This window comes from Rhodococcus sp. WAY2 (assembly GCF_009859915.1).
Lineage (GTDB): Bacteria > Actinomycetota > Actinomycetes > Mycobacteriales > Mycobacteriaceae > Rhodococcus_F > Rhodococcus_F oxybenzonivorans.
The window spans coordinates 2440689-2464809 of the sequence record NZ_CP046572.1; the positions used below are offsets into that span (position 1 = coordinate 2440689).

Sequence of the window (24121 nt, forward strand, 5' to 3'; positions counted from 1 at the left end):
GTCCTTACTGCGAGAGGGCGTCGAGCACTTCTTGGCACCAGCCGGCGAACCCCTCTTCGACGCGGATGCCGCCGCGCAGGACGAGGTACTGGTGAAGGGCGGTGCCGGAGAGTTGGTCCGGCGCCGGGAAGTCACGTTTTTCGATCATGCGGTAGATCTCGAGCCGGGCAGCGTGGCCGTCGCGGTGCCGGGCGACTTCGGCGGCCAGTGCGGGAATGTCCCCTTGCTGGGCGGCGCGGATTTTGACCGCAAGCTCGTTACGCAGGTGATTCGGTTCGGTGGGCTCGGCGATCCAACGCTGCAACTCGGCGCGACCTGCCGCGCTGACCCGATACACCTTCTTGTCCGGCCGGCTGTCCTGCGCTACGACTTCAGGATCGACCCACCCGGCTTCGTCCATGCGCTTGAGCAGCCGGTAGATCTGCTGGTGAGTGGCGCTCTGGAAGAAGCCGATCGATTTGTCGAATCGGCGTGCCAATTCATATCCCGACCCGGAATGTTCGGTGAGGGAGACGAGAAGCGCATGTTCGAGTGCCACGAAGAAAGTATGTATGCAACGAAGTGCCTATGCAACTAAGTGCACACAATCCGCTCGGTGCGAGTGGGACGTTGCGTCGGAGAGTACGAACGACCCGTTCGCTCACATAGGCTCGCGACATGAGCACCGAAGTTCGTCCGCCCGCCGGGATCGGTGAGGCTGCGACGCGCAAACAGGTCGTCGCGTGGGGTCTGTGGGACTGGGGGTCAGCCGCCTTCAATGCGGTGATCCTCACGTTCGTCTTTTCCGTCTACCTCACCGACGCAGTGGGGGAGGACCTCGAAGGATCGATCTCTGCGAGCACCTGGCTCGGGTGGTCGCTGGGGATCGCCGGATTCCTTATCGCGGTGCTGGCGCCGGTCACCGGGCAGCGATTCGACGCCGCAGGACGGCGCAAGCGCGCGCTCGGTGTCCTCACCTTCGCGACCGTGGCCTGCATGGCCGGCATGTTCTTCGTCCGCGACTCGGTCGAGTACCTCTGGCTCGGTCTGGTGTTGCTTGCTGCCGGTTCGGTGATCTTCGAGCTCGCCGGTGTGCCGTACAACGCCATGTTGCGGCAGGTGTCGACGCCGTCGAATATAGGTCGGGTGTCCGGCTTCGGTTGGGCAATGGGCTATTTCGGCGGGATCGTGCTTCTTCTGTTGTGCTACTTCGGCTTCATCGCCGGTGACGGGGACACCCGCGGAGCACTGGGGTTCACCACGGACGGTGGCCTGAACATCCGGATGGTGGCGCTGCTCGCGGCGATCTGGTTCGCCGTCTTCGCGATACCTGTGCTGCTGAAAGTTCCCGAACTGCCGCGGCCCCAGGTCGATCCGGGCGCCGACAAGGCCGGTTTCGTGGAGTCGTATCGGATCCTGTGGCGAGATCTGCGCAGCCTCTGGTCTGCCGACCGCCGCACGGTGTACTTCCTCGGCGCCAGTGCGCTCTTCCGCGACGGACTGGCCGGGGTGTTCACGTTCGGTGCTGTCCTCGCCGTCAATGTGTACGGCATCAGTGCCGGAGATGTGCTGCTGTTCGGTGTCGCGGCAAATATCGTCTCCGCCGTCGGCGCACTCACGGCAGGCCGCTTCGACGACCGGGTGGGTCCCAAGACGGTCATCGCGGCGTCGCTGGCCGCGATGATCGTCGTCGGCATCATCTTGACGTTTGTGTCCGGTCCGGGAATGTTCTGGATCTTCGGTCTCCTGCTGTGCCTTTTCGTGGGACCCGCGCAGTCCTCGTCGCGCACGTTCCTCGCGAGGATCACCCCGCCCGGCCGCGAGGGGCAGATGTTCGGTCTGTACGCGACGACCGGACGCGCGGTGTCGTTCCTGTCGCCGACGCTGTTCGGACTCTTCGCGTGGTGGTTCGGCGCAGACCGGGCCGGTATCCTCGGTCTGCTGATCGTGCTGGCCCTCGGACTCGCGGCCCTGACCGTGGTGCGTGCCCCGGAGCGGAGCTGACGCGTCCTGCGTCAGCTCCCAGAGGCGACAATCAGCGGGCGGCCATTCCGGCCCGCCGAAGTATCGCCTCGGCGAGGTCCTCGGGGCACTGCTCGGGGATCCAGTGCGTCGCGTCGTCGAGGACGACGAACTCGTATGGTGCGTCCACGAACTCGCCACACTTCTCGGCTCCGGCGCGGCCCAGCGCTGTGTCGCCGGTACTCCAGACGTAGGTGGTGGGGACCGTGACGGCGGGGGTCTGGTCAAAATCTCTTGTCATTGCCCGGTACCAGTTCAGGGCCCCGGTGAGCGCGCCCGGCTCGGTGAGGACTGCGACATGCCGGTCGACGAGTTCGGGCGGGACGACATCGCCGAACATCGCCCGCAGCGACTGCGCGTTCTCGCGCAGGAGCACATGTTCGGCCTTGCCCTCCATCCGCAGCAGGCGAATGTAGGACGACCGTTCTTTCTGGTCGGCGTCCTCGCGCAGCGCCCAGCCGAAGGCGCCCGGATGAGGCACCGAAACGGTCGTGAGTGAAGTGATTCGGCCGGGGTGTCGCGCCGCCACGACCCACGCAACGATGGCGCCCCAGTCATGGCCTACGAGATGCGCTTTCTCGAGGCCGAGTGCGTCCAGGAGAGCGATGACGTCCCCGACGAGGTGGTCGATGCGGTAGGCGTCGGTACCCTCTGGCCGCGCACCAGCCGAATATCCACGCTGATTCGGTGCATAGGTCCGCATCCCGGACTGTGCGAGGAGGGCGGCGACCGGCGTCCACGACGCAGCGCTTTCCGGAAACCCGTGCAGGAGAATGGCTGCTTCGCCGTCGGAAGGGCCGTTGACGGTGACGTCGAAGGTCAGGTCGCCGATGGGGATGGTCACGTTTTCGGAGGTTGGCAGCATGCCCCCACCGTACGGCGGCAGGGTCAACTCCTCCGGGGATTCCACGCCGTCATGCCGAGCATGATGAGCCGTAGCTGGCGTTCGGCGCGGGCGACCACCTCGGCTTCGGTACGCACGCCGGGACGGTCGGCTTCGAGGAGGTCGACGACGACGGCGAACATCGTGGAGACGATCAGGTCGGCCGCCATCTCGAGGTCGTCGGCGTCCCACGACTCGAGGCCGCCGATTCGCGTGAGATCCACGGTCAGCTCGCTGACGAACAGTCGCATCTCGGTGGCGATGGCGCGGCGGATCTCGGGAACACCGCCGTAGCGCTCACGACTGAGGAAGCGGAACTGTGCCTCGTGAGTGCGGACCTGGCGGACGAGGATGTCGAGAGACGCGCCCGCACTCTTGGTGCTCGGGTTGCGGCGGGCATCGCGCAGCATCTGTCGCAGCATTCGCATGCTCTCCTCGACGAGAACGACGCCGAGTTCCTCGATGGACGCGAAGTGCCGATAGAACGCAGTGGGCACGATTCCTGCATGGCGGGCAATTTCCCGCAGGCTCACACCCGCGAAGCTCCGGTCCGCCATGAGGTCGAGGGTGCCGTCCAAGAGGGCCTTCCGGGTGCGCTCTTTACGTGCTGCCCTGCTCTCGGGTTCCGCACCGGTCGACTGACTCACGGTACCGAGTCTATTCGTGGCGACGGGAGCGTCGATCACGAGGACGTCGGCTGCCGCACCGTCCGTAACCACGGGCTGACCGTATTGCTCGTCCGTCATGTCTTTCCGATCTGTCCGAGGTGACGGCACTCGCGTGTGTGCCTGCCGTCACATTTCGATTGACAACTACCTGTCTGCACCTGTCACACTATTGTCAGTGTACAACCGTGCACTCAAATGGAGGAGGCTGCCGTGTCAGTTGCTCACACCAGTCGTCCGGCGGAGGGACGCAGGTTCTCGCTGCTGTCGTTGTTCGAGGCGATGGCCACTCCGCATCAGCTCGACCGTTACCTCGAACTCGTCACGCCGATGGTCACCGTGCGTGATCTGCGAGCCGAGGTGCTCGCGGTCGATCGGTCGACCGCGGACACCGTCACGCTCACGCTGCGCCCGACCCGTCAGTGGCGCGGATTCCGCGCCGGGCAGTTTGTGCAGGTAGGGGTAGTGATCGACGGAGTTCGCCACACTCGTTGCTACTCGCCGGCCAACGCTCAGTCGTCCCCGGACGGCACCATCGAGTTGACGATCAAGGCACACCCCGACGGCCTCGTGTCGCAGTATCTTCACGAAAACGCCCGGCCCGGACTGATCCTCGACCTGTCGCAGGCAGCGGGGGAATTTGTCCTGCCGACCGCCCGGCCGCGCCGAGTTCTCCTCGTGAGTGGTGGCAGCGGGATCACCCCGGTCCTCTCGATGCTTCGCACTCTCGTCGAGGAGAAGCACGCGGGAAGCGTGACTTTTCTGCACTACGCGTACACCGAAAACGACGTCGCCTATCTGGACGAGCTTCGCGAGCTTGCCGACGCCAACCCCAACGTCAACCTCGTGCTGGCGTACACCGATCAGGAGACCGGCGGACATCTGCACGGCTTCTTCGGGCAGAAGCATCTCGATGCGGTCGCGCCCTGGTACGCCGAGGCCGAGACCTTTCTCTGCGGTCCGCCCGGCCTGATGCGTGGTGTTCGGGAGGTGTACCGGGAACTCGGCATCGAGGACCGTCTCCACACCGAGGAGTTCGCTCCCGCCGCGACGCCGGTCGAGGGTGAGGCCGGTGGTGAGCTGTCCTTCACGGCCAGTGGAGTCACGGCCGACAACTCCGGTGGGACCCTGCTGGAACAGGCCGAGGCCGCCGGACTTCATCCCGAGTACGGCTGCCGGATGGGCATCTGCTTCTCCTGCACCGCGGTGAAGAAATTGGGATGCACCAAGAACGTACGTACCGGCGACACCGACACCGATCCGGACAAGGCCATTCAGTTGTGTGTCTCGGTCCCTGTCGGCGACGTCGCCCTCGACATCTGACTCACTCGACATCACACACTTGGAGACCGACATGTTTGGACTCTCACTTTCGTTCCTGCCGTTCGTCGACGGCTCGGACGACAAACATTCGACAGCCCCCGTTGTGCTCACGCACGACCAGGTCGAGGAAATCGGCCGGGAACTCGACGCACTTCGTGATCGCACCGTTGCCGATCTCGGCGCGGAGGACCGCGAGTACATCTACAAGATCATCAAGGCCCAGAGGGGCTTCGAGGTCGCCGGCCGCGGGCTGATGTACCTCGGATTCTTTCCGCCCGCCTGGATCGCGGGCGTCGGTGCCCTGGGGATCTCGAAGATCCTCGACAACATGGAAATCGGCCACAACGTCATGCACGGCCAGTACGACTGGATGCGTGAACCGGGACTGAACTCGCGGGTCTTCGAATGGGACACCGTGTGCCCGGCCGACCAGTGGAAGCACTCCCACAACTACATGCATCACACGTACACGAACATCCTGGGGCGCGACCGGGACATCGGTTACGGCATCTTGCGGATCGACGAGGCCCAGAAGTGGAATCCGTACTACCTCGGCAACCCCGTCTACGCCTTCCTGTTGATGATGCTGTTCGAGTGGGGCGTCATGTTGCACGACCTCGAGGCCGAGAACGTCATTCAGGGCAAGAGGAAGTGGCACGACGTCAAGCCGCTACTCAAAGGGTGGTGGAACAAGGCCGGGCGCCAGGTGCTCAAGGACTACGCGATCTTCCCTGCACTGACCGGACCGTTGTTCATTCCCACGCTGCTCGGCAACGTCACCGCCAACCTGATCCGCAACGTGTGGGCGTACTCGATCATCTTCTGCGGCCACTTCCCCAGCGGTGTCCAGAGTTTCACCGAGGACGAGACCGCGGAGGAGACTCGCGGCGAGTGGTACGTGCGGCAGATGCTCGGCAGCGCCAACATCGAGGGCAGCCCGCTGTTCCACATCATGTCGGGCAACCTCTCTCACCAGATCGAGCATCACCTGTTCCCGGACCTGCCGGCCCACCGCTACCCGGAGCTCGCCCCCCAGGTAAGGGCGCTGTGTGAGAAGCACGGACTTCCCTACAACACCGGTGGCTTCTTCAAGCAGATCGGCTCCGTGTGGGGGAAGATCTTCAAGCTGGCGCTCCCGCCCGGCCTCCTCTCGTCCGACACCCCTCCCGGTGTTATCGTCGAGCGGCAGAAGACTGCAGCCTGAGAGGCGAAACACATGGTGGGGAAGTTCGAACGGCGCAAGGACACCGTGCAGGAACTGACGGAATCCGCGGCCACGCACGTGGGACACATCGCGACCATCATCGCCGGCGCGGTTCGCGACGTCACCCGGGAGATCGGTGACTGGGTGTCGGACGGAATCGAGATGCGGGAGGCCGCGAAGAAGGCCCGCGAGGACGAAGGCTTGGACGACAAGCCGATCGACTGATGACGAGACAGGAGGGCACGGCCGATGCGGCCGTGCCCTCCTGTCGTCTCGGGACCGCTCGGTCAGATGACGCCGAGTGAGATCATTGCGTCGGCCACCTTGACGAAGCCGGCAATGTTCGCGCCGTGGACGTAATCGCCGGGCATCCCGTACTCGTCGGCGGTGGCGACGGTGCGGTCGTGGATGCCGCGCATGATCCCGGCCAGTCGCTCGTCGGTGTACTCGAAGCTCCACGAGTCGCGGGACGCGTTCTGCTGCATCTCGAGTGCCGACGTTGCGACACCGCCGGCGTTGGCGGCCTTGCCTGGTGCGAAGGCCACGCCGGCGTCGCGAAACACCTGTACTCCCTGAGGGGTGGTCGGCATGTTCGCGCCTTCGGCGACGGCCTCGACGCCATTGGCCACCAAAGTCTTGGCAGCTGCTTCGTCGAGTTCGTTCTGGGTGGCGCAGGGAAGTGCGACATCACATCGGACGTCCCAGATCGATCCGTTCGGAACGAATCTCGCGTGCGGCACGGTATCGGCGTATTCGCCGATGCGCCCGCGCCGCACTTCCTTGATCTCCTTCAGGAGGTCGACGTCGAGGCCCTTCTCGTCGACGACATATCCCGACGAATCCGAGCACGCAACCGCGACGCCGCCGAGCTGGTGGATCTTCTCGATGGCATGGATGGCGACGTTTCCGGAGCCGGAGATCACCACCGTCTTCCCGTCCAACGAGGTGCGTGCTGCGTGCAACATCTCGGCGACGAAGTAGGCCACTCCGTAACCGGTGGCCTCGCGCCGCACCTGTGAACCGCCCCAGGTGAGGCCTTTGCCGGTGAGGACACCCGACTCGTAGGAATTGGTGAGGCGTTTGTATTGACCGAACAGATAGCCGATCTCGCGTCCACCGACACCGATGTCACCGGCAGGGACGTCGACGTACTCGCCGATGTGGCGGTGCAGTTCGGTCATGAAGGACTGGCAGAAACGCATGATCTCGGCGTCCGAACGGCCCTTGGGGTCGAAGTCGGAACCCCCTTTGCCACCACCGATCGGGAGTCCGGTGAGTGCGTTCTTGAAGATTTGCTCGAAACCGAGGAACTTCACGATTCCGAGATTCACGCTCGGGTGGAAGCGGAGACCGCCCTTGTAGGGGCCGAGCACACTGTTGTACTGCACCCGAAATCCGCGATTGACGTGCACACTTCCGGCGTCGTCCACCCAGGGCACTCGGAAGATGATTTGTCGTTCGGGCTCGCACAGGCGCTCGATCAGCCCGGAATCCGCGTAGTGCGGGTGATGGTCGAGAACGATCTGAAGCGACTCGAACACTTCTGCCGCCGCCTGATGGAACTCCGGTTCGCCCGCATTGCGTAGGCGGACCTGTTCATAGATTTCGGCTACTCGGTCGCGCGTTGACACCCACATCCACCCATCTGCCGCTGTGAGGCTTTCTTTACCTTACATTTAGGCGAACTATAGACGTCGGTGAGAAAGTGCAGGTGCCGGCGCCGGGATCAGGTGGTTCGGCTGTGTGAACGAGCCCGCATCGCGACGGCGGCTTGGTCGACCTCGCCGCCGCAATGCCTGCAGCGATGTTCGAGTTCGAGCACATGTCCGCAGTCGTGCAGTAGCTCGGAGGCCGGCTCCTCCACCGCCCACTTGCTACCCCACTCGAACAGCGACAGCAGGAGCGGCCGAAGCTCCTCCCCGGCCCGGGTCAGGTGGTACTCGAACCTGGGAGGCCGCTCGGAATACTGCCGGCGTTCGATGACGCCTACCTCTTCCAGCTTCCGAAGGCGTGCGGTGAGGATGTCACGCGAGACGCCGATGTAGCCGGCGATTTTGTCGAAGCGATGCACTTCATAGCTCAGTTCGCGGATGACGAGCATGGACCAGCGGTCGCCGATGAGTTCCATGGTGGCGGCGATCGCGCAGGGGCGCGGCGCCAGCGGCATGCGGTCCATGGCCATCTTCGGCGTCGTTCGATCGGCTCGACCCTCGTTCATGTCTCCATCATAGAGGGTTGTGTTTTCCAACTCATGGCGAATACGCTGACCGGACACAGTCAGTTGGATATCCAGACTTACTCGAAGGGGTCTTCATGACCAAGATTCACGACCGATCTGTCCTCGTCACCGGGGCCAATCGCGGCCTCGGCCGCGCTTTCGTCACCGAGGCCCTCTCGCGTGGGGCGCGAACTGTCTACGCGGCGGCGCGCGACGCGTCGACGATCGTCGACCACCCCCAGGTGGTACCGGTGACCCTGGATGTGACCGATCCCGAATCCGTCTACGCTGCAGCGCAATACGTGGGCGACATTGGTGTGCTGATCAACAATGCCGGAATTTATCTCGGCGAGTCACCACTCACCGGTGACCTCGGCAAGATGCGCCGCGAACTCGAAACCAACCTCTTCGGCCCCCTGAATGTGACCAGGGTGCTCGCCCCCATCATCGCCGCCAACGGTGGTGGTGCGGTGCTCAACGTCCACTCGGTGCTGTCCTGGCTGGCGGTGAGTGGGTCGTACAGCGTCTCCAAGGCGGCGATGTGGAGTGCCACCAACGCGATGCGCCTGGAGCTCGCGGAACGGAACATTCAGGTGGTCGGGCTGCATCTGGCGTACATGGACACCGACATGACCGCGGGCCTCGACGTCCCCAAGATCTCGGCACCCGAGGTTGCCCGGTTGGCGTTCGACGGCGTGGAGTCGGGCGCCACGGAGGTGCTGGCCGACGATGTCAGCCGTACTGTGAAGGCGGCACTCGCCGGGGAACTCGAGGGCCTGTATCCGCAGCTCGCGGCCCAGGTCGTTGGGTAGGACGCGAAATAAGGAAACCCGCCACTCGCGGAGGCAGGTGACGGGTTCCCGAGCATCCGTCCTGTCGGGTGGGACGGTGCGACAACAGACTAGACGGTCTGTTTGCTACGCGCGAGTATCAGGGGCTGGGTTCGGAAGCGGGATGAAATACCTACCGGGCGCCTGCGGCCCTTTCGGGGGAACAGAGACATCGACTCGCGCCTGTTCCTACGGCGTCGCGCGCCTGCTGCGCAGCGCGATGCGGACGGAAACGCCGCGGATCGTGGGTTCGATCGTGCTCGGTGCACAGGCCACATCCGGTTCCCGCGACGGCGGGAAACCGGATGTGTGCCTATGCGGTGGCGCACTTGTGCCTAATGTGCCCCCGGCAGGATTCGAACCTGCGACCAAGAGATTAGAAGGCTCTTGCTCTATCCCCTGAGCTACGGAGGCGCGGTCGAAATATTACCTGTTGCCCGGACGCCGCTCGAGGACGGCTGCACAGCTCGTGTCGTCAGCTGATGGCAGCAGCCCATACCAGCATCCCGGCCAGAACGAGCTCCACGACAAAGTAGAACCAGACGGGGTAGAAACGCTGGGGTCGATCGACGAGCCCGGCGACGATGCGCCCCGCGGCCATGCCGACGAGAGCCACGGCCACCACGACGGCGGCCACCGATCTGATGCCCTCGACGTCGAACGCGGCGAATCCGAGCAACGCAGCCACCGCGACGCCGAATCCGCCGTACACCGCACGAACCTCGGCGCGGGCGGTCGGCGAGTCGGCGGTCAACCCGAACGGCGCCACGAGACGGGCAGGCGTGACCAGGCCGTAGAGGCCCATCCCTGCGAAGAACAACGCCACCAGAATGATCAGAAGCGCGGCCATACTGTCTCCTCGACTCCGCGGAAGGGGCTTCCGCCGACGGTAGCGGAGCATCCGCCGACCCTCGGTCTCCGACACGGCGTCGTAGGTCCTACCCTGGAGGTATGGCTACACCCCAGCTCACGGCCTCCGACTCGACGTCCAACAGTCCGGCTCGGGCCGATTCCACGGCCCTGTTCGTCGTGGCGGGACTCATTGCCGGGCTGGTCGCTGCACTCGTCGTCGGCTTGTCTGCCGCTCAGGCCCTCGTGCTGCTCGGTATCCCGGATCCGGGACCGGTCACCACCTATGGGCTGCCTGCGTTGCGGGCGGTGTCGGAGATCGCGGCCGTCGTCACCATCGGATCACTCCTGCTCGCCGCCTTCTTCGTACCGCCGCAGAAGTCGGGGGTACTGGACGTGGACGGCTACCGTGCGGTCCGGACGGCGTCTTATGGCGCCATCGTGTGGGCGGCGTCCGCGCTGGTCCTCGTTCCACTGACGCTGTCGGACACCTCCGGGCAACCGTTCACGGAAGCGGTGAAGCCGAGCAACATGTTCGCCGCGATCGACCAGGTGGAACTGGCCGGGGCGTGGCGCTGGACGGCGATCATCGCGATCGTCCTCGCGATCGTGTCCCGGTTGGTGCTGCGATGGTGGTGGACGCCGATCCTGCTCGTCGCAGGCATCTTGGGGTTGATGCCGCTGGCACTGACGGGGCACTCGTCCTCCGGCGGCTCCCACGACCTGGCTACCAACAGCCTGATCCTGCACCTGGTTGCGGCATCGCTGTGGGCAGGCGGGCTGTTCGCCCTGCTCGCGCACGCCCGTCGGCGAGGCGCCCACACCGATGTCGCGGCGAGGCGTTTCTCCTCGGTGGCAACCGTGTGTTTCGCCGTGATGGCAGTCAGCGGCGTGATCAACGCCCTGGTGCGTGTGCCCATCGGCGACCTCGTCGACACCACCTACGGGCGCCTGGTGGTGGCCAAGACGGTCGCGCTCGTCCTCCTCGGCGGGTTCGGCTGGGCGCAACGCCGCCGGGCTCTGCCCGCACTGCAGAAAGACCCCTCGAACCGCGGCAACCTCATCAGGTTCGCGGGCGCGGAAGCCATTGTCTTCGCCGCGACGATCGGTCTCGCTGTCGGATTGGGTCGGACGCCCCCGCCTGCACCGACTAGAGCACCGACTCTCACCGAGGTCGAACTCGGTTACAACCTCTCCGGACCGCCGACGTTCGCCCGACTGATGTTGGACTGGCGGTTCGATCTGCTCTACGGCACCGCTGCACTGGTGCTCGCCCTCGTCTATGTACTCGGTTTGCGCAAGCTCCACCGCCGCGGCGACAGCTGGCCGCTCGGCCGGACGCTCGCCTGGATGTGCGGATGCGCGGTACTCCTCCTGGCCACGTCGTCCGGGGTGGGGCGCTACGCACCAGCGGTGTTCAGCGTGCACATGGGTGCGCACATGGCGCTGTCCATGCTGGCCCCGGTTCTCCTCGTTCTCGGGGCACCGATCACTCTCGCGCTGCGAGCACTCGATCCGGCGGGCAAGGACGGTGTGCCGGGGCTACGGGAATGGATCCTGGCCGCGCTGCACAGCCGGTTCTCGCAATTCATCACTCACCCCCTCGTCGCGGCGGCTCTGTTCGTCGGCGGCTTCTATGCGCTGTACCTCGGCGGAATCTTCGGCGCCACCGTCGACTCACACTCCGCCCACCTCTTGATGAACCTGCACTTCCTGCTCAGCGGGTACCTCTTCTACTGGGTGGCGATCGGTGTCGACCCCTCCCCGCGCCAGCTGCAGCCCGTGACGAAACTCGCGATGGTGTTCGGGTCGCTGCCGTTTCACGCCTTCTTCGGGGTCGCGCTGATGAGCATGGGCGCCGTCATGGGCGAGTGGTACTACCGTTCGCTGGGCCTCGGCTGGAACTCGGACCTGGTGGGGGACCAGAAACTGGGCGGCAGCATTGCTTGGGCCACGGGCGAAATTCCTCTGGTGCTCGTCATGATGGCGCTCCTCATCCAGTGGTCGCGCAGCGACGACCGCACCGCGCGACGCGTGGACCGGGCGGCCGACCGGGACGACGACGCGGACCTCGCCGCCCACAACGCCATGTTCGCTGAGCTCGCGAAACGCGACCGCGAGGCTGGACTCTGACCGCTAGCACGCATCCCCGACACGACGGGCTGGTCATTCCCGGTTTTCGGTCGGTTGTCCACACCCGGCCCGATTCTCCACAGATTCGTCGCGGGCGACGATTGCGCGGTTCCAGAGAGGCAGGCTGTGTCCAACGGCAATTGCAGAACGACACAGGAGGAGCGCGAATGTACGAGACACACGGCACGGTGGTCGGCACGGTCATCACTACACCGGCCACACGATCCGGATCCGCCGGCGAGGAGTTTCTCGCCTTCCGGATGGCAAGCACGGTACGCCGCCGCGACTACACGACGGGGGAGTGGCGCGACGGCAGCACGCTGTACCTCACGGTCACCTGCCGGCGCCGGCTGATGTCCGGCGTGGTGCAGTCGCTGGCGAAAGGGGATCCGGTGATCGTCACCGGTGAACTGCGGACCAACGAATACACGACGCGAGACGGCGTCGCTCGGACCGACCTCGAGTTGAGCGCCACCGCGGTCGGACCCGATCTTGCGCGGTGCACGGTCGTCCTCGACCGGGAACCCCGGACCGTTGCGCCTGTGGAAGCAACGGAAACTTCTTCCGCGGAATCTGCCTCCACGGATTCGGTCTCCACAGAACAGGCAGCCGCAGAGACGCTCGTCGCCTGATGCGGCGCCGGGCACCCGCGCAGCTGGGTGCCCGGGCGAGCCGGAAAGCATCCGTTCACCTCTTCCCACGATCCGCAAATGTGGGTTCGACGCCCTACACCATTAGGCTGGCCACATGGCTGAGTTCATTTACACGATGAAGAAGGTGCGCAAGGCGCACGGTGACAAGGTCATCCTCGATGACGTCACGATGAGCTTTTACCCCGGCGCCAAGATCGGTGTGGTCGGCCCGAACGGCGCGGGTAAGTCCAGCATCCTCAAGATCATGGCGGGGCTGGATCAGCCGGGCAACGGTGAGGCATTCCTGGCTCCCGGTGCCTCCGTCGGAATCCTGATGCAGGAGCCCAAGCTCGACGAATCCAAGACTGTTCGCGAGAACGTCGAGGAGGGCATGGGCGAGACCATGGTCCAGCTCAAGCGGTACAACGAGATCGCCGAGCTGATGGCAACCGACTACTCAGACGAGCTGATGGAGGAGATGGGCAACCTTCAGGAAAAGCTCGACCATGCCGATGCCTGGGAGATCGACTCCCAGCTCGAGCAGGCCATGGACGCTTTGCGTTGTCCGCCGCCGGAGGAGATGGTTACGCACCTCTCCGGTGGTGAGAAGCGCCGCGTCGCGCTCTGCAAGCTGCTGCTCAGCAAGCCCGACCTGCTGCTGCTCGACGAGCCCACCAACCACCTCGACGCGGAGAGCGTCCTGTGGCTGGAACAGCACCTGGCGGCCTACCCCGGCGCCATCCTGGCCGTCACCCACGACCGGTACTTCCTCGACCACGTGGCGCAGTGGATCTGTGAGGTCGACCGCGGCCGCCTGTACCCGTACGAGGGCAACTACTCCACCTACCTGGAGCAGAAGGCAGCCCGGCTCGAGGTTCAGGGCAAGAAGGATCAGAAGCTACAGAAGCGCCTGAAGGAGGAGCTGGCTTGGGTCCGCTCCGGAGCGAAGGCCCGCCAGGCCAAGAACAAGGCTCGCCTCGACCGGTACGAGGAGATGGCGAACGAGGCGGAGAAGACCCGCAAGCTGGACTTCGATGAAATCCAGATTCCGGCGCCGCCGCGCCTCGGTGACGTGGTGGTCGAGGTATCGAACCTCGACAAGGGTTTCGACGGCCGTGTGCTGATCAAAGATCTGTCCTTCACACTTCCGCGGAACGGAATCGTCGGCGTCATCGGTCCCAACGGTGTCGGTAAGACCACACTGTTCAAGACCATCGTCGGTCTCGAGGAACCGGATGCCGGTGAGGTGAAGATCGGTCAGACCGTCAAGCTCAGCTACGTAGACCAGAACCGCACCGGGATCGACCCCGACAAGACGGTGTGGGAGGTCGTATCGGACGGTCTCGATCACATCGTCGTCGGACAGACCGAAATGCCGTCCCGCGCGTACATCAGCTCATTCGGCTTCAAGGGACATGACCAGCAGAAACCTGCCGGTGTGCTTTCCGGTGGTGAGCGGAACCGGTTGAACCTGGCAATGACCCTCAAGCAGGGCGGCAACTTGATCCTTCTCGACGAGCCGACCAACGACCTCGATGTCGAGACGCTCGGCTCGCTGGAGAACGCGCTCGAACAGTTCCCCGGCTGCGCCGTCGTGATCTCCCACGACCGGTGGTTCCTCGACCGGACCTGCACCCACATCCTCGCGTGGGAAGGCGGCTTCGGTGACAACGAGGCTGCCTGGTACTGGTACGAGGGCAACTTCGAGGGCTACGAGGAGAACAAGGTCGAACGGCTCGGACCGGACGCGGCACGTCCGCACCGTGTCACGCACCGCAAGCTCACCCGGGACTGACGTGGGAGAGCCGGCAGTCTTCACCTACGAAGTGCAGGTGCGGTGGGGCGACTCCGACAGACTCGGGCACGTCAACAACACCCGATTCGTCGAGTACATGCAGGAAGCGCGGATCCATTTCCTGACGACGGAATTGGCTGCTGCCGGTGCGCGTCCCGGGGCGATGGTGGTGCGCAAGATGGACGTCGAGTTCCTGCGCATCATCACCGACGACTCCGGTCCGTTGAAGGTCGACGTCACAGTGCAGCACGTGGGTACCTCGTCGTACACGATTCGGCATGTCGTCACCGACCGATCCGGGGCAGTGTGCGGGACGGGTGACGCCCTGCTGGTGGCCTTCGACGTCAAGACCGAACGCTCACGCCCACTGTCCGACGCCGAACGTGCCGGGCTGGGGCGTTACCTCGCACCGGTCAGCACCGGCTGACCAGCGGGGTACGCGGCGGCCTGAAGTTCACCCTCCGTTCCGACCGCCGCGGGATAGTCTCGAGGAGTACTGCCCGCGGCGATCGGACGAAGAGGATGTGATCACCGATGACGGAATCGGCAGCGCTGAGGGATGCGGAGTGGGCCCGGAACCTGCCCGAGGCGCTGAGATCTCAGGTGCCGGCCCTCGCTGCCACGTACTTTCGGCATGTCGATCGTGGCGACAGTGAAAGCGCGGTCAACGGTGCCTCCGACGCCGTGCTCGCCGCCCACCTGACACTGGCACTGCAACGCCCGCCGGAGCGGGCCGTCACCCGGGTGTATCGCCCCGGAGACGGCCACCACCTCGGCGCATCCCTGCAGATCGTCAACGACGACATGCCGTTGCTGGTCGAATCGATCACCGGGCTGCTTAACCGACTCGGTATCGGCATCAGCGAATTCGTCCACCCCATCATCTCGGTACACCGCGATCCCATCGGCGCGCTGCGCGGAATCCTGCTCGGCGACAAGGACACTGACACCACCGAGCATCGCCTCACCGAGTCCTGGATTCACGTTCAACTCGACCCCCGCGCAGAAGCCACCGTCCTGGACAGGCTGGAGACGGAAGTCGGGAACGTCCTGTCGGATGTTCGCCAGGTGGTCCGGGACACCGACGCCATGCGGACTCTCCAGCGGAACCTGGCCGACCAACTCGAGGCGTCGGCGCCGAGGCCGGGGGCGACGAAAGAAGACCTGGAAGACTGCGCCGACCTCCTTCGGTGGATGTCGCAGGGCAATTACGCAGCTCTGGGATACCGCCGATTCGAGCTGGGCGAGCCCGACTCGTCAGGACAGCGGAAACTCGAGGTCGTCCCGGGTAGCGGACTCGGACTGCTGCGGTCCGACACCGTCACCGACGGACAGTTCGGCCTGCCCCCGGCGGCAGAGATTCCGGACCGCCCGCTGCTGGTTCTGACCCAGGGGTCGTTTCCGGCCACCGTGCACCGTTCGGTGTACCCGTTCTATGTCGGGGTCAGCATTCTCGACTCGAACGGCACCATCGTGGGCGAGCACCGGTTCCTCGGTGTCTTCACGGTCACCGCACTGCACGAGAACGTCCTCGACATCCCGGTCATCGCACGCCGCGTGCGTGCAGTGATCGATCGGGCAGGCTTTCAGCTGAACTCGTACTCCGGGCAGGCCATGCTCGAGGTCATCCAATCATTCCCGCGGGCGGAACTGTTCTCCAGCGACGCCGACACGTTGTTCGACACCGTCACGGCCGTGCACAGCATCGGGTTGCGCAGGCAGCTCCGTCTGTTCGTGCGGGAGGACTTTCTGGGCAGGTTCGTCTCCTGCCTGATCTACCTTCCCCGGGACCGATACACCACTCGGGTGCGGATCGCGATGCAGAACATTCTCCTACGGGAACTGGGAGGGGGCACACTCGAGTACACCGCCCGGGTCACGGAACTCGACCTTGCACTGTTGCACGTCACCATCCGCAGGACTGCTGAGGAGATGGGCACCAGACTGGCCCTGTCGGACGCCGATCGTGAGCGCATCCAGGCGATGCTGTCCGAGGCGAGCCGCAGCTGGGACGATCATCTCGGTGATCTCGTCGCGGTCACACCCGGGGCGGATTCGGTTCTCGTGCAACGTTATGCGGATGCTCTGCCCGAGGGGTACAAGGAAGACTTCGACCCCGCGCGTGCTCTGGACGACCTGGTGCGACTCGAAGCGCTGGACGAGGGCACGATCGATCTTCATCTCTACCGTGACCCCGACGCCGTGGTCGGGCACTGGCGTCTCACCCTGTACGTCGGGGGCGAGGGGATCTCGCTGAGCAAGGTGCTTCCCGTCCTGCAGAGTCTGGGAGTCGAGGTACTCGACGAACGGCCCTATGCGGTTCCCAGGCCGGACGGCTTCAGTTGCTGGATCTATGATTTCGGGCTGTCGGTTCCGGCCGAGTTGCTGCGCGATTCGGTGGAGGACGACCTGGACGCCGAGTTGGCGGACGAGGGTGCGAGCTCGGCGCCGAAACTGCAGGAACGGTTCACCGAAGCTTTCACCGCTGTGTGGTTCGGACGTGCCGAGGCGGACCGGTTCAACGAACTGGTCCTCCGGGCCGGGTTGGCGTGGCGGCAGGCGGCAATCCTGCGCGCGTACGCGAAGTACCTGCGGCAGGCCGGCTTTCCTTACAGCCAGTTTCACATCGAGGGCGTGGCACTGGCCAATCCGCGTTCGGCGTGCACCCTGGTCGAACTGTTCGAGGCCATGTTCGATCCCGAAACTCCCTCCGTCGAACGGGTGTCCCAGCTCGAGACGCGGCTGCGGCACTTCATCGACAGAGTCGTCAGCCTCGACGCGGACCGCATTTTGCGGGGCCTCTTCGGCCTGATCCAAGCCACCTTGCGTACCAATTACTTCGTCACGGACGAGGCCGGCAACCGACGCGAGTATCTGTCCGTCAAGCTCGATCCGTCGAAAATTCTGGAGTTGCCGAAGCCGCGCCCGAAGTTCGAAATCTTCGTCTACTCACCGGATGTCGAGGGCGTCCACCTACGATTCGGGCCGGTAGCCCGTGGTGGTCTTCGCTGGTCGGACCGACGCGAGGATTTCCGCACCGAGATCCTGGGCCTGGCGAAGGCGCAGGCCGTGAAGAATGCCGTGATCGTGCCAGTCGGTGCGAAAGGCGGATTCGTGGTCAAGAATTCGCCGGTTCCCACGGGCGATGCGGCGCTCGACCGGATGCAGGCGCTCGAGGCCGGTCAGAACAGGTACCGCACCTTCATCTCCGGGCTGTTGGACCTCACCGACAATGTCGACCAGGCGTCGGGCAAGGTGGTACCGCCCCCCGGGGTCGTGCGCCGGGACGGTGACGACCGGTATCTGGTCGTCGCCGCAGACAAGGGCACCGCCAAATTCTCGGACCTCGCCAATTCCGTTGCCCAGCAGTACGGATTCTGGTTGGGTGACGCTTTCGCCTCCGGTGGGTCGGCGGGATACGACCACAAGGAAATGGGCATCACCGCGCGGGGTGCGTGGGAGAGCGTGAAGCGGCATTTCCGGGAAGTGGGGTTGGACACGGCGCGCGAGGATTTCACCGTCGTCGGTGTCGGGGACATGAGCGGTGACGTCTTCGGAAATGGAATGCTGCTGAGCCGGCACATTCGTCTGGTCGCGGCATTCGACCATCGCCACGTTTTCCTCGACCCCGATCCCGATGCAGCGCGGTCCTTTGGGGAGCGATCCCGCCTGTTCGCTCTGCCTCGTTCGTCGTGGGCAGACTACGACACCAGCCTGATCAGCGACGGCGGGGGCGTGTGGGACCGGACTCGCAAATCGGTTCCGATCAGCGCTCCGGCACGCGCAGCTCTCGGGCTGGACGACACGATCACCGAACTGTCCCCGCCGGAACTTGTCCGTGCGATCCTGCGGGCACCGGTCGACCTGTTGTGGAACGGCGGTATCGGCACATACATCAAGGCCTCGGGCGAAACCAATGCGATGGTCGGCGACAAGAGCAACGACGCCGTCCGGATTGACGGCAACGAGGTGCGTGCCCGAGTCGTGGGGGAGGGTGGCAACCTCGGGGTGACCGCTCTGGGACGAATCGAATACAGCCAGAACGGTGGACGAATCAACACCGACGCCATCGACAACTCGGCAGGGGTCGACTGCTCCGACCACGAAGTGAACATCAAGATCCTGCTCGATTCCCTCGTGAACAGTGGCGCGTTGCCGTCCGAGGAGCGCAACCCGCTCCTGGCCTCGATGACCGACGAGGTCGCCGACCTCGTCCTCGCCGACAACGTCGCACAGAACAACCTGCTCGGTGTCTCACGGACGAGTGCGGTACCGATGCTCACCGTGCACCGGCGGCAGATCGCCGACCTGGTGAAGCGGCGCGGACTCGATCGGAAAATCGAGGTGCTGCCCACCGACGCCGAGATCACGCGCCGCCGTCAGGCCGGTCAGGGTCTGACGTCGCCGGAACTCGCCACGCTCGTCGCCCATGTGAAGCTGGCGCTGAAGGATGATCTCCTCGCCACCGACCTGCCCGACAGCGACACGTTCGCGCCGCGCCTCCCGCGCTACTTCCCGAAAATACTGCGGGAGCGCTTCCGGACAGCGATCAAGGCGCACCCCCTACGCCGGCAGATCGTGGCGACCATGCTCGCGAACGAGACCATCGACAACGGCGGCATCACCTTCGCGTACCGGTTGGCGGACGAGTCCGGAGCGAGCAGCACCGACGCCATTCGTGCCTACGCCGCAGTCACCGAAATCTTCGCCCTCCCCGATGTGTGGGCGCGCATCCGGTCCGAACACCTGCCGGCCGCACTCGAGGACGATCTGATTCTCGAATCGGGGCGGGTTCTCGATCGTGCGTCGCGGTGGTTCCTCACCAACCGGCCGCAGCCGCTGGCCGTGGGAGCCGAGATCGCGCGTTACTCCACCGATGTCCGGAAGATGTCCCCTAAAGTCCCACACCTACTCAAAGGCCATCAGGTCGAGGACCTCGAAACCCGGGTACGGCCGCTGATTCTCCGCGGGGCGCCCGAGGACATCGCCTTCGAGGTATTCCGCCTGCTCGACCTGTACTGCCTCCTTGACATCAGCGACGTGTCGGACATCGCCGAACGGGATATCGACGAGGTGGCCGAGCTGTACTACGAACTCGACGCCCACCTCGGGATCGACTGGCTGCTCAGCGCTGTCTCCACGCTGGCTCGCGGTGACCGGTGGCATTCACTGGCACGGCTGGCGTTGCGGGACGACCTCTACAGTTCGCTGCGGCAGCTCACGATGGAGGTGCTCCTCGGCGGGGAGCCGGACGAGAGTCCGCGCGAGAAGATCGACGACTGGGAATCGACCAATGCCTCCCGACTGGGTCGGGCGAGGTCCGCTCTCACCGAAATTTTCGAGTCTGGGACCCTTGACCTCGCGACGCTCTCGGTGGCGGCGCGTCAGGTACGCAGCATGGTGCGAGGTGTGGGCACCCGATCGGAGGTATGACGTTGAGCGAGGGTTTTCACGCGGAGGTCGAAGTTCGGTGGTCGGACATGGACGTCTTCCAGCACATCAACCACGCTCGCATGGTCACCTTGCTGGAGGAAGCGCGGATTCCCTGGCTGTTCGAGAATGATCGTCCGACGGTCACGCTGCGCGACGGCGCCGTCGTCGCCGACCTCCACGTTCGTTATCGCGGGCAGCTTCGGCACAGCGACTCTCCACTCGACGTCCTGATGTGGGTGCAGAAGGTGCGGGCGGTCGATTTCACGATCGCGTACGAAGTGCGCCCGAAGGGGGTCGACATATCGGTGCCGGCGTCGATCGTGGCGTCGACGCAGATCGCGGCCTTCGACATCGACACGCAGCGGCTGCGCAGGCTCACCGCCGTCGAGCGCGAGTATCTGGAGAGCTGGCAGCGTGTATGAGCGGAACCTGTCCATTCCGGATTCCACGGAGCGGGGTGACCTCGCCACGTTCGTCGCACGCGTCGTCCGTTTGGACGAATCCGCGGTGGTCCGCCTGCGCCAACGGGGCGCGAATCGGCTGACCGTTTGGGCGGCAACAGGATTCGATGTCCTCGCAGTGCGCACAGTCGGTGGGTCCGTCTCCCCGGACGATACGTCCGCCGCCGGTGACCAGCTGCTGACGGCACTGCGATCGGTGAACACGGGTGACATCGACCCCGGATACTCGATGGACTCGGCGTGGCGGGGCGCACTGCCGCCCGCGGAGGGTTTCGTGCACATCGACGACGTCCCGGCGCGGGTGCTGGTCGACCTCGCCCAACGCGGAGCCGCCCTGGCGCAGGAGCACGGAAGCAGTCAGGGGCCTCCCGCGTCGCTGCTCGATCAAGAGGTGCTGCAGGTGCACGGTGCCGGGCAGACGGTGGGTGTGGCCATGCGGGTGGTGTTCGCCCTCACAGCACTCGGATTCATTCCGCACGCGGGCTCGGATCGCCTGACCGCCGACATCGACCTCGAACGCATCGACGCCTCGGAGCTGGTCCGGGTCCGCGCCACCGCGTCGTGGCTGCGGGTGGATGCCCGGTTCGGGTCCGTCTACCGTCACCGCGGCGGGACGATCCCGCTGTCGGTCACCCGGTAGCACCTGACGGTGTTCGCAGTGTGCTCACCGCGAGGACGGCAAGTGACGCGACCACCGCGGCCATCCCGATGCCCGCGACGACGGTCAGTTCCTCGCCGAGTATCGCGGTACCCAGGAGCGCCGCGACGACGGGCTCGGTGAGCGTGAGCGTGGCAACCGTGGCGGGCGGGAGACGGCGCAGCCCGGCCGCGAACAGTAAGTAGGCCAGCACCGTCGGAACGAGCACCAGATAGCCGGCCGCGGCGGCCCCCGCTGCCGTGTTGAGACCGCCGGGCCAGGTCGCGATCAGAACGGGCAGCAAGAACAAGCCGCCGAGCCCGAACATCTGTCCCATGGCGGCCTCGGGACCTGCCCCGGCTTCCATCAGGGACGAGCCCGCCACCGTGTAGGTGGCGTAGCCGAGGCCCGCGATCAGTGCGGGGACTGCGCCGGCGAGCATGTCGGACGAGTCGGTGTTTGCGCCGGTCCCCGCCACGATCAAAGCCATTCCGGCCACTGCGATCACCGTGGATACCGCCCATAACGGGCCGGGCCGGTGTCGATGGACCGCCCATTGGAGTGCGCCGGTGAATGCGGGGCCGGAGCCGAGCGCGATCATCGTCCCGGCCGCGACCCCCGCGCTCTGCACACCACTGAAGAACCCGAGTTGGTAGGCGGCCACACCCAGTCCGCCGCACACGGCCGGCAGGTACCGACGGGCTCCGGGTGCGCATTCGAATCCGAGGCCTCCCCGTAGCGCCGCGAAGGCGGCGAGAAGAGCCCCGGCTGCGGCTACCCGGGCAGAGCCGACTGCCAGCGGGTCGAGATCGAACCCGAGTGAACGGGAGGCGAGTGCCTGAGCGGTCCCTGTGGTTCCGAACAGGATCGAGGCGGCGACGACGGCCGCGACGGCGGGGGCGCGCGTCAGATGAGCCACGCAGCAGCGTTGGGGGGCAGCTGCCCGTCGACGAGGGGAGCGCTGCTCAGAAGTACTTCGCCCGGCGGCAGCGAGATGGGTGCATCGGTGGCGTTCAGCGCGCAGATGAGGCCACCGCCACGACGGAACGCGAAGCAGCCGGGGGGACTCCCGTACCAGTCGACGCCGGGACCGGAGAACTCCGGGCGGAGCTCGCGCAGTTCGAGCGCAGCGCGGTAGAGGGAGAGAGTGGAGGTGACATCCTCGAGCTGCGCCTCCGCCGTGAGCGACGACCAGTCCTCGGGCATCGGAAGCCACGTCGACGCGCCGGTGGTGAACCCGAACGGCGGTTCGACGCCTTCCCAGGGGAGCGGGACTCGGCACCCGTCACGACCACGTTCGGTGTGTCCCGAACGCTCCCACACCGGGTCCTGCAGGGCGTCGTCGGGAAGGTCCACGTTGGGCAACCCCAGCTCGGCGCCGTTGTAGATGAACGTGGTGCCGGGCAGCGCCAGTTCGACCAAAGCCATGGCGCGGGCGCGGGCGAGGCCGATCACACCACCGCCGTACCGGGTGACCTCCCGGTCGACGTCATGATTGGACAGCGTCCAGGTGGGCGTGGCACCCACCTGTTCCACCGCTGCCAGGGAATTCTCGATGGCCTCGCGCACGGATTCCGCCGAGAATTCGGCCTCGGCAAGGCGGAAATTGAAGCCGAGATTCAGCTCGTCGGGGCGGATGTACTCACCGAAGCGCACGTTGTCGCGCACCCAGATCTCCCCGACCGCCATGGCGCCGGGGTATTCGTTCAGGATCTTGCGTATCCCGCGGTGGATGTCATGGACGGACGGGTGGTTGAACCGCGGGTCGTCATCGGCGTTCTGCAGAAGTGCGTTGGTGTCCCAGTCGTGGTCCGGCAAGCCCTCGGGTTTGGCCATTCCGTGGGCGACGTCGATGCGGAAACCGTCGACGCCCCGATCCAGCCAGAACCGGAGCGTCTTCTCGAGGTCCTCGAACACCTCGGGATTGTTCCAGTTCAGGTCGGGCTGTTCCGCGGCGAACAGGTGCAGATACCACTGCCCGGGCCGGCCGTCGGGCTCGGTGATCCTCGTCCATGCGGGACCACCGAAGATGCTCGGCCAGTTGTTCGGCGGTTCGGAGCCATCCGGTCCCCGGCCGTCCCGGAAAATGTAGCGGTCCCGTTCGGGGCTGTCCGGCGACGCCTGGAGGGCGGCTCGAAACCACTCGTGCTCGATGCTGGTGTGATTGGGGACCAGGTCCATCGTGACTTTGATCTGGCGAGCGTGCGCGGCTTCGATCAAGTCGTCCATGGCGTCGACGTCGCCGAACAGCGGATCGATGTCGCGAGGATCGGACACGTCGTAACCGTGATCGGCCATGGGTGACCGCATCACCGGGCTCAACCAGAGGGCGTCGACACCCAGCAGTTCCAGGTATCCCAGTTTCTCCTGCACACCTCGGAGGTCGCCGACACCGTCACCGTTCGCGTCGGCGAACGAGCGCGGGTAGATCTGGTAGAAGACCGCTTCGGACCACCAGGGTGCCGGCTGCATGTCGTCGGCGGACGTTTCGGCGGGAGTACTCACAAACGCCCATCGTGCCAAAGGTTCGCGTGCACCACGAGTCGACCGGCGGAATCGACGCGGCGCCCGTTCAGAACGCGGAGTTCACCATCGACGCCGCAGCCATCTCCATGTAGTCGGTCAGGGCGCGCCGATGTGCGTCGTCCAGGGTTTCCGAATCGATGGAGGCAATGGCCGTGTGCATGCATCGCAGCCAGGCGTCGCGCTCGAGGGGGCCGATCTTGAAGGGGTGGTGGCGCATCCGCAGGCGCGGATGTCCCCGTTCGTCGGAATAGGTGTGCGGTCCACCCCAGTACTGCTCGAGAAACATACGCATCCGGCGCTCGGCCGGACCCAGATCTTCCTCCGGGTACAGGGGCCGGACGATGTCGTCGTTGGCGACTTCCTCGTAGAACCGCGCGGTGAGCTTGCGGAACGTCTCCGCTCCGCCCACCGCCTCGTAGAAGGTCTGCTGCACGTCAGTCATGGCATCTCCCATTGTGCACGTGCCTTCGGGGAACTCGTGCCGCCGGATACCCCGGCCGTTCCCGGCAGGGCGTTTCCACGGCGGCGTCA

21 protein-coding genes and 1 tRNA gene are annotated in these 24121 nt (G+C 65.3%); 12 read left to right on the forward strand and 10 right to left on the reverse strand.

All coding sequences use genetic code 11. The features are described 5' to 3' along the window. Window positions 1-4: 4 nt before the first annotated feature. Complete coding sequence (locus GFS60_RS11350) at window positions 5-538, reverse strand: PadR family transcriptional regulator (RefSeq protein ID WP_159921278.1); 534 nt, start codon at window positions 536-538, stop codon at window positions 5-7. 119 nt (window positions 539-657) lie between these two features. On the opposite strand from GFS60_RS11350, the gene GFS60_RS11355 reads away from it, so the two are divergent. Beyond that, complete coding sequence (locus tag GFS60_RS11355; protein ID WP_159921280.1) at window positions 658-1983, forward strand: MFS transporter; 1326 nt, start codon at window positions 658-660, stop codon at window positions 1981-1983. A gap of 31 nt (window positions 1984-2014) precedes the next feature. On the opposite strand, the gene GFS60_RS11360 is transcribed toward GFS60_RS11355, so the two are convergent. Next, window positions 2015-2866 carry an alpha/beta fold hydrolase gene (locus tag GFS60_RS11360; RefSeq protein ID WP_159921282.1) on the reverse strand — a complete coding sequence of 284 codons (852 nt, stop codon included), beginning with the start codon at window positions 2864-2866 and terminating at the stop codon, window positions 2015-2017. A 23-nt stretch (window positions 2867-2889) separates the two neighbouring features. After that, complete coding sequence (locus GFS60_RS11365; protein WP_159921284.1) at window positions 2890-3630, reverse strand: TetR family transcriptional regulator; 741 nt, start codon at window positions 3628-3630, stop codon at window positions 2890-2892. 132 nt (window positions 3631-3762) lie between these two features. On the opposite strand from GFS60_RS11365, the gene GFS60_RS11370 reads away from it, so the two are divergent. From GFS60_RS11370 to GFS60_RS11380, 3 genes are read left to right on the forward strand one after another with little or no spacing between them, the layout of a single operon-like run. Continuing rightward, complete coding sequence (locus GFS60_RS11370; RefSeq protein WP_159921286.1) at window positions 3763-4872, forward strand: ferredoxin reductase; 1110 nt, start codon at window positions 3763-3765, stop codon at window positions 4870-4872. Between the two features lie 31 nt (window positions 4873-4903). Next, window positions 4904-6076: a fatty acid desaturase family protein gene (locus GFS60_RS11375; RefSeq protein WP_159921288.1), complete on the forward strand. Its 1173-nt coding sequence runs from the start codon at window positions 4904-4906 to the stop codon at window positions 6074-6076. Window positions 6077-6088: 12 nt separating this feature from the next. Next, window positions 6089-6301: a hypothetical protein gene (locus GFS60_RS11380; RefSeq protein WP_109328805.1), complete on the forward strand. Its 213-nt coding sequence runs from the start codon at window positions 6089-6091 to the stop codon at window positions 6299-6301. Between the two features lie 62 nt (window positions 6302-6363). Here the strand turns inward: GFS60_RS11380 and gdhA are convergent, their stop codons facing one another. Continuing rightward, entirely contained in the window at window positions 6364-7707 is a 1344-nt protein-coding gene (gene gdhA / locus GFS60_RS11385; RefSeq protein ID WP_159921290.1) for an NADP-specific glutamate dehydrogenase, read from the reverse strand. A gap of 95 nt (window positions 7708-7802) precedes the next feature. Then, a complete protein-coding gene (locus tag GFS60_RS11390; protein ID WP_159921292.1) occupies window positions 7803-8294 on the reverse strand; it encodes a winged helix-turn-helix transcriptional regulator in 492 nt (163 codons plus the stop codon). Between the two features lie 95 nt (window positions 8295-8389). Here GFS60_RS11390 and GFS60_RS11395 point away from each other — a divergent pair, with 95 nt between their 5' ends. After that, complete coding sequence (locus GFS60_RS11395; protein WP_159921294.1) at window positions 8390-9106, forward strand: SDR family oxidoreductase; 717 nt, start codon at window positions 8390-8392, stop codon at window positions 9104-9106. A 359-nt stretch (window positions 9107-9465) separates the two neighbouring features. Here GFS60_RS11395 and GFS60_RS11400 read toward each other — a convergent pair. Next, window positions 9466-9538 (reverse strand) — tRNA-Arg (locus GFS60_RS11400). A gap of 61 nt (window positions 9539-9599) precedes the next feature. Continuing rightward, window positions 9600-9974: a DUF4345 family protein gene (locus GFS60_RS11405; RefSeq protein WP_159921296.1), complete on the reverse strand. Its 375-nt coding sequence runs from the start codon at window positions 9972-9974 to the stop codon at window positions 9600-9602. Between the two features lie 101 nt (window positions 9975-10075). Between GFS60_RS11405 and GFS60_RS11410 the strand changes: the two genes are divergently transcribed. The 7 genes from GFS60_RS11410 (at window position 10076) to GFS60_RS11440 (ending at window position 21067) form a co-directional block, all read left to right on the forward strand. Then, complete coding sequence (locus GFS60_RS11410; RefSeq protein ID WP_159921298.1) at window positions 10076-12106, forward strand: cytochrome c oxidase assembly protein; 2031 nt, start codon at window positions 10076-10078, stop codon at window positions 12104-12106. A gap of 167 nt (window positions 12107-12273) precedes the next feature. Beyond that, the gene (locus GFS60_RS11415; protein WP_159921300.1) at window positions 12274-12738 is read left to right on the forward strand and encodes a single-stranded DNA-binding protein; all 465 of its coding nucleotides are present in this window, start codon (window positions 12274-12276) and stop codon (window positions 12736-12738) included. Window positions 12739-12853: 115 nt separating this feature from the next. Next, entirely contained in the window at window positions 12854-14533 is a 1680-nt protein-coding gene (ettA, locus tag GFS60_RS11420) for an energy-dependent translational throttle protein EttA (protein ID WP_109328817.1), read from the forward strand. A 1-nt stretch (window position 14534) separates the two neighbouring features. Further along, the gene (locus GFS60_RS11425; RefSeq protein ID WP_109328819.1) at window positions 14535-14960 is read left to right on the forward strand and encodes an acyl-CoA thioesterase; all 426 of its coding nucleotides are present in this window, start codon (window positions 14535-14537) and stop codon (window positions 14958-14960) included. Window positions 14961-15067: 107 nt separating this feature from the next. Beyond that, on the forward strand, window positions 15068-19966 hold the full coding sequence (locus tag GFS60_RS11430) for an NAD-glutamate dehydrogenase (protein WP_159921302.1): 4899 nt from the start codon (window positions 15068-15070) through the stop codon (window positions 19964-19966). After that, window positions 19963-20388, forward strand: coding sequence for an acyl-CoA thioesterase (locus GFS60_RS11435; protein ID WP_159921304.1), 426 nt, complete (start codon window positions 19963-19965; stop codon window positions 20386-20388). Before GFS60_RS11430 ends, GFS60_RS11435 begins: the two co-directional genes overlap by 4 nt. After that, complete coding sequence (locus tag GFS60_RS11440) at window positions 20381-21067, forward strand: hypothetical protein (RefSeq protein WP_159921306.1); 687 nt, start codon at window positions 20381-20383, stop codon at window positions 21065-21067. Before GFS60_RS11435 ends, GFS60_RS11440 begins: the two co-directional genes overlap by 8 nt. Here the strand turns inward: GFS60_RS11440 and GFS60_RS11445 are convergent. From GFS60_RS11445 to GFS60_RS11455, 3 genes are all read right to left on the reverse strand, one after another. After that, on the reverse strand, window positions 21057-21983 hold the full coding sequence (locus GFS60_RS11445) for an EamA family transporter (RefSeq protein WP_159921308.1): 927 nt from the start codon (window positions 21981-21983) through the stop codon (window positions 21057-21059). The genes GFS60_RS11440 and GFS60_RS11445 overlap by 11 nt on opposite strands. Further along, window positions 21971-23569: a glycoside hydrolase family 13 protein gene (locus GFS60_RS11450; protein WP_159921310.1), complete on the reverse strand. Its 1599-nt coding sequence runs from the start codon at window positions 23567-23569 to the stop codon at window positions 21971-21973. The genes GFS60_RS11445 and GFS60_RS11450 overlap by 13 nt, the downstream gene beginning before the upstream one ends. 67 nt (window positions 23570-23636) lie before the next feature. After that, window positions 23637-24032 (reverse strand): globin, encoded by a 396-nt coding sequence (locus GFS60_RS11455; RefSeq protein WP_159921312.1) that lies wholly within the window; start codon window positions 24030-24032, stop codon window positions 23637-23639. Between the last annotated feature and the right edge of the window lie 89 nt (window positions 24033-24121).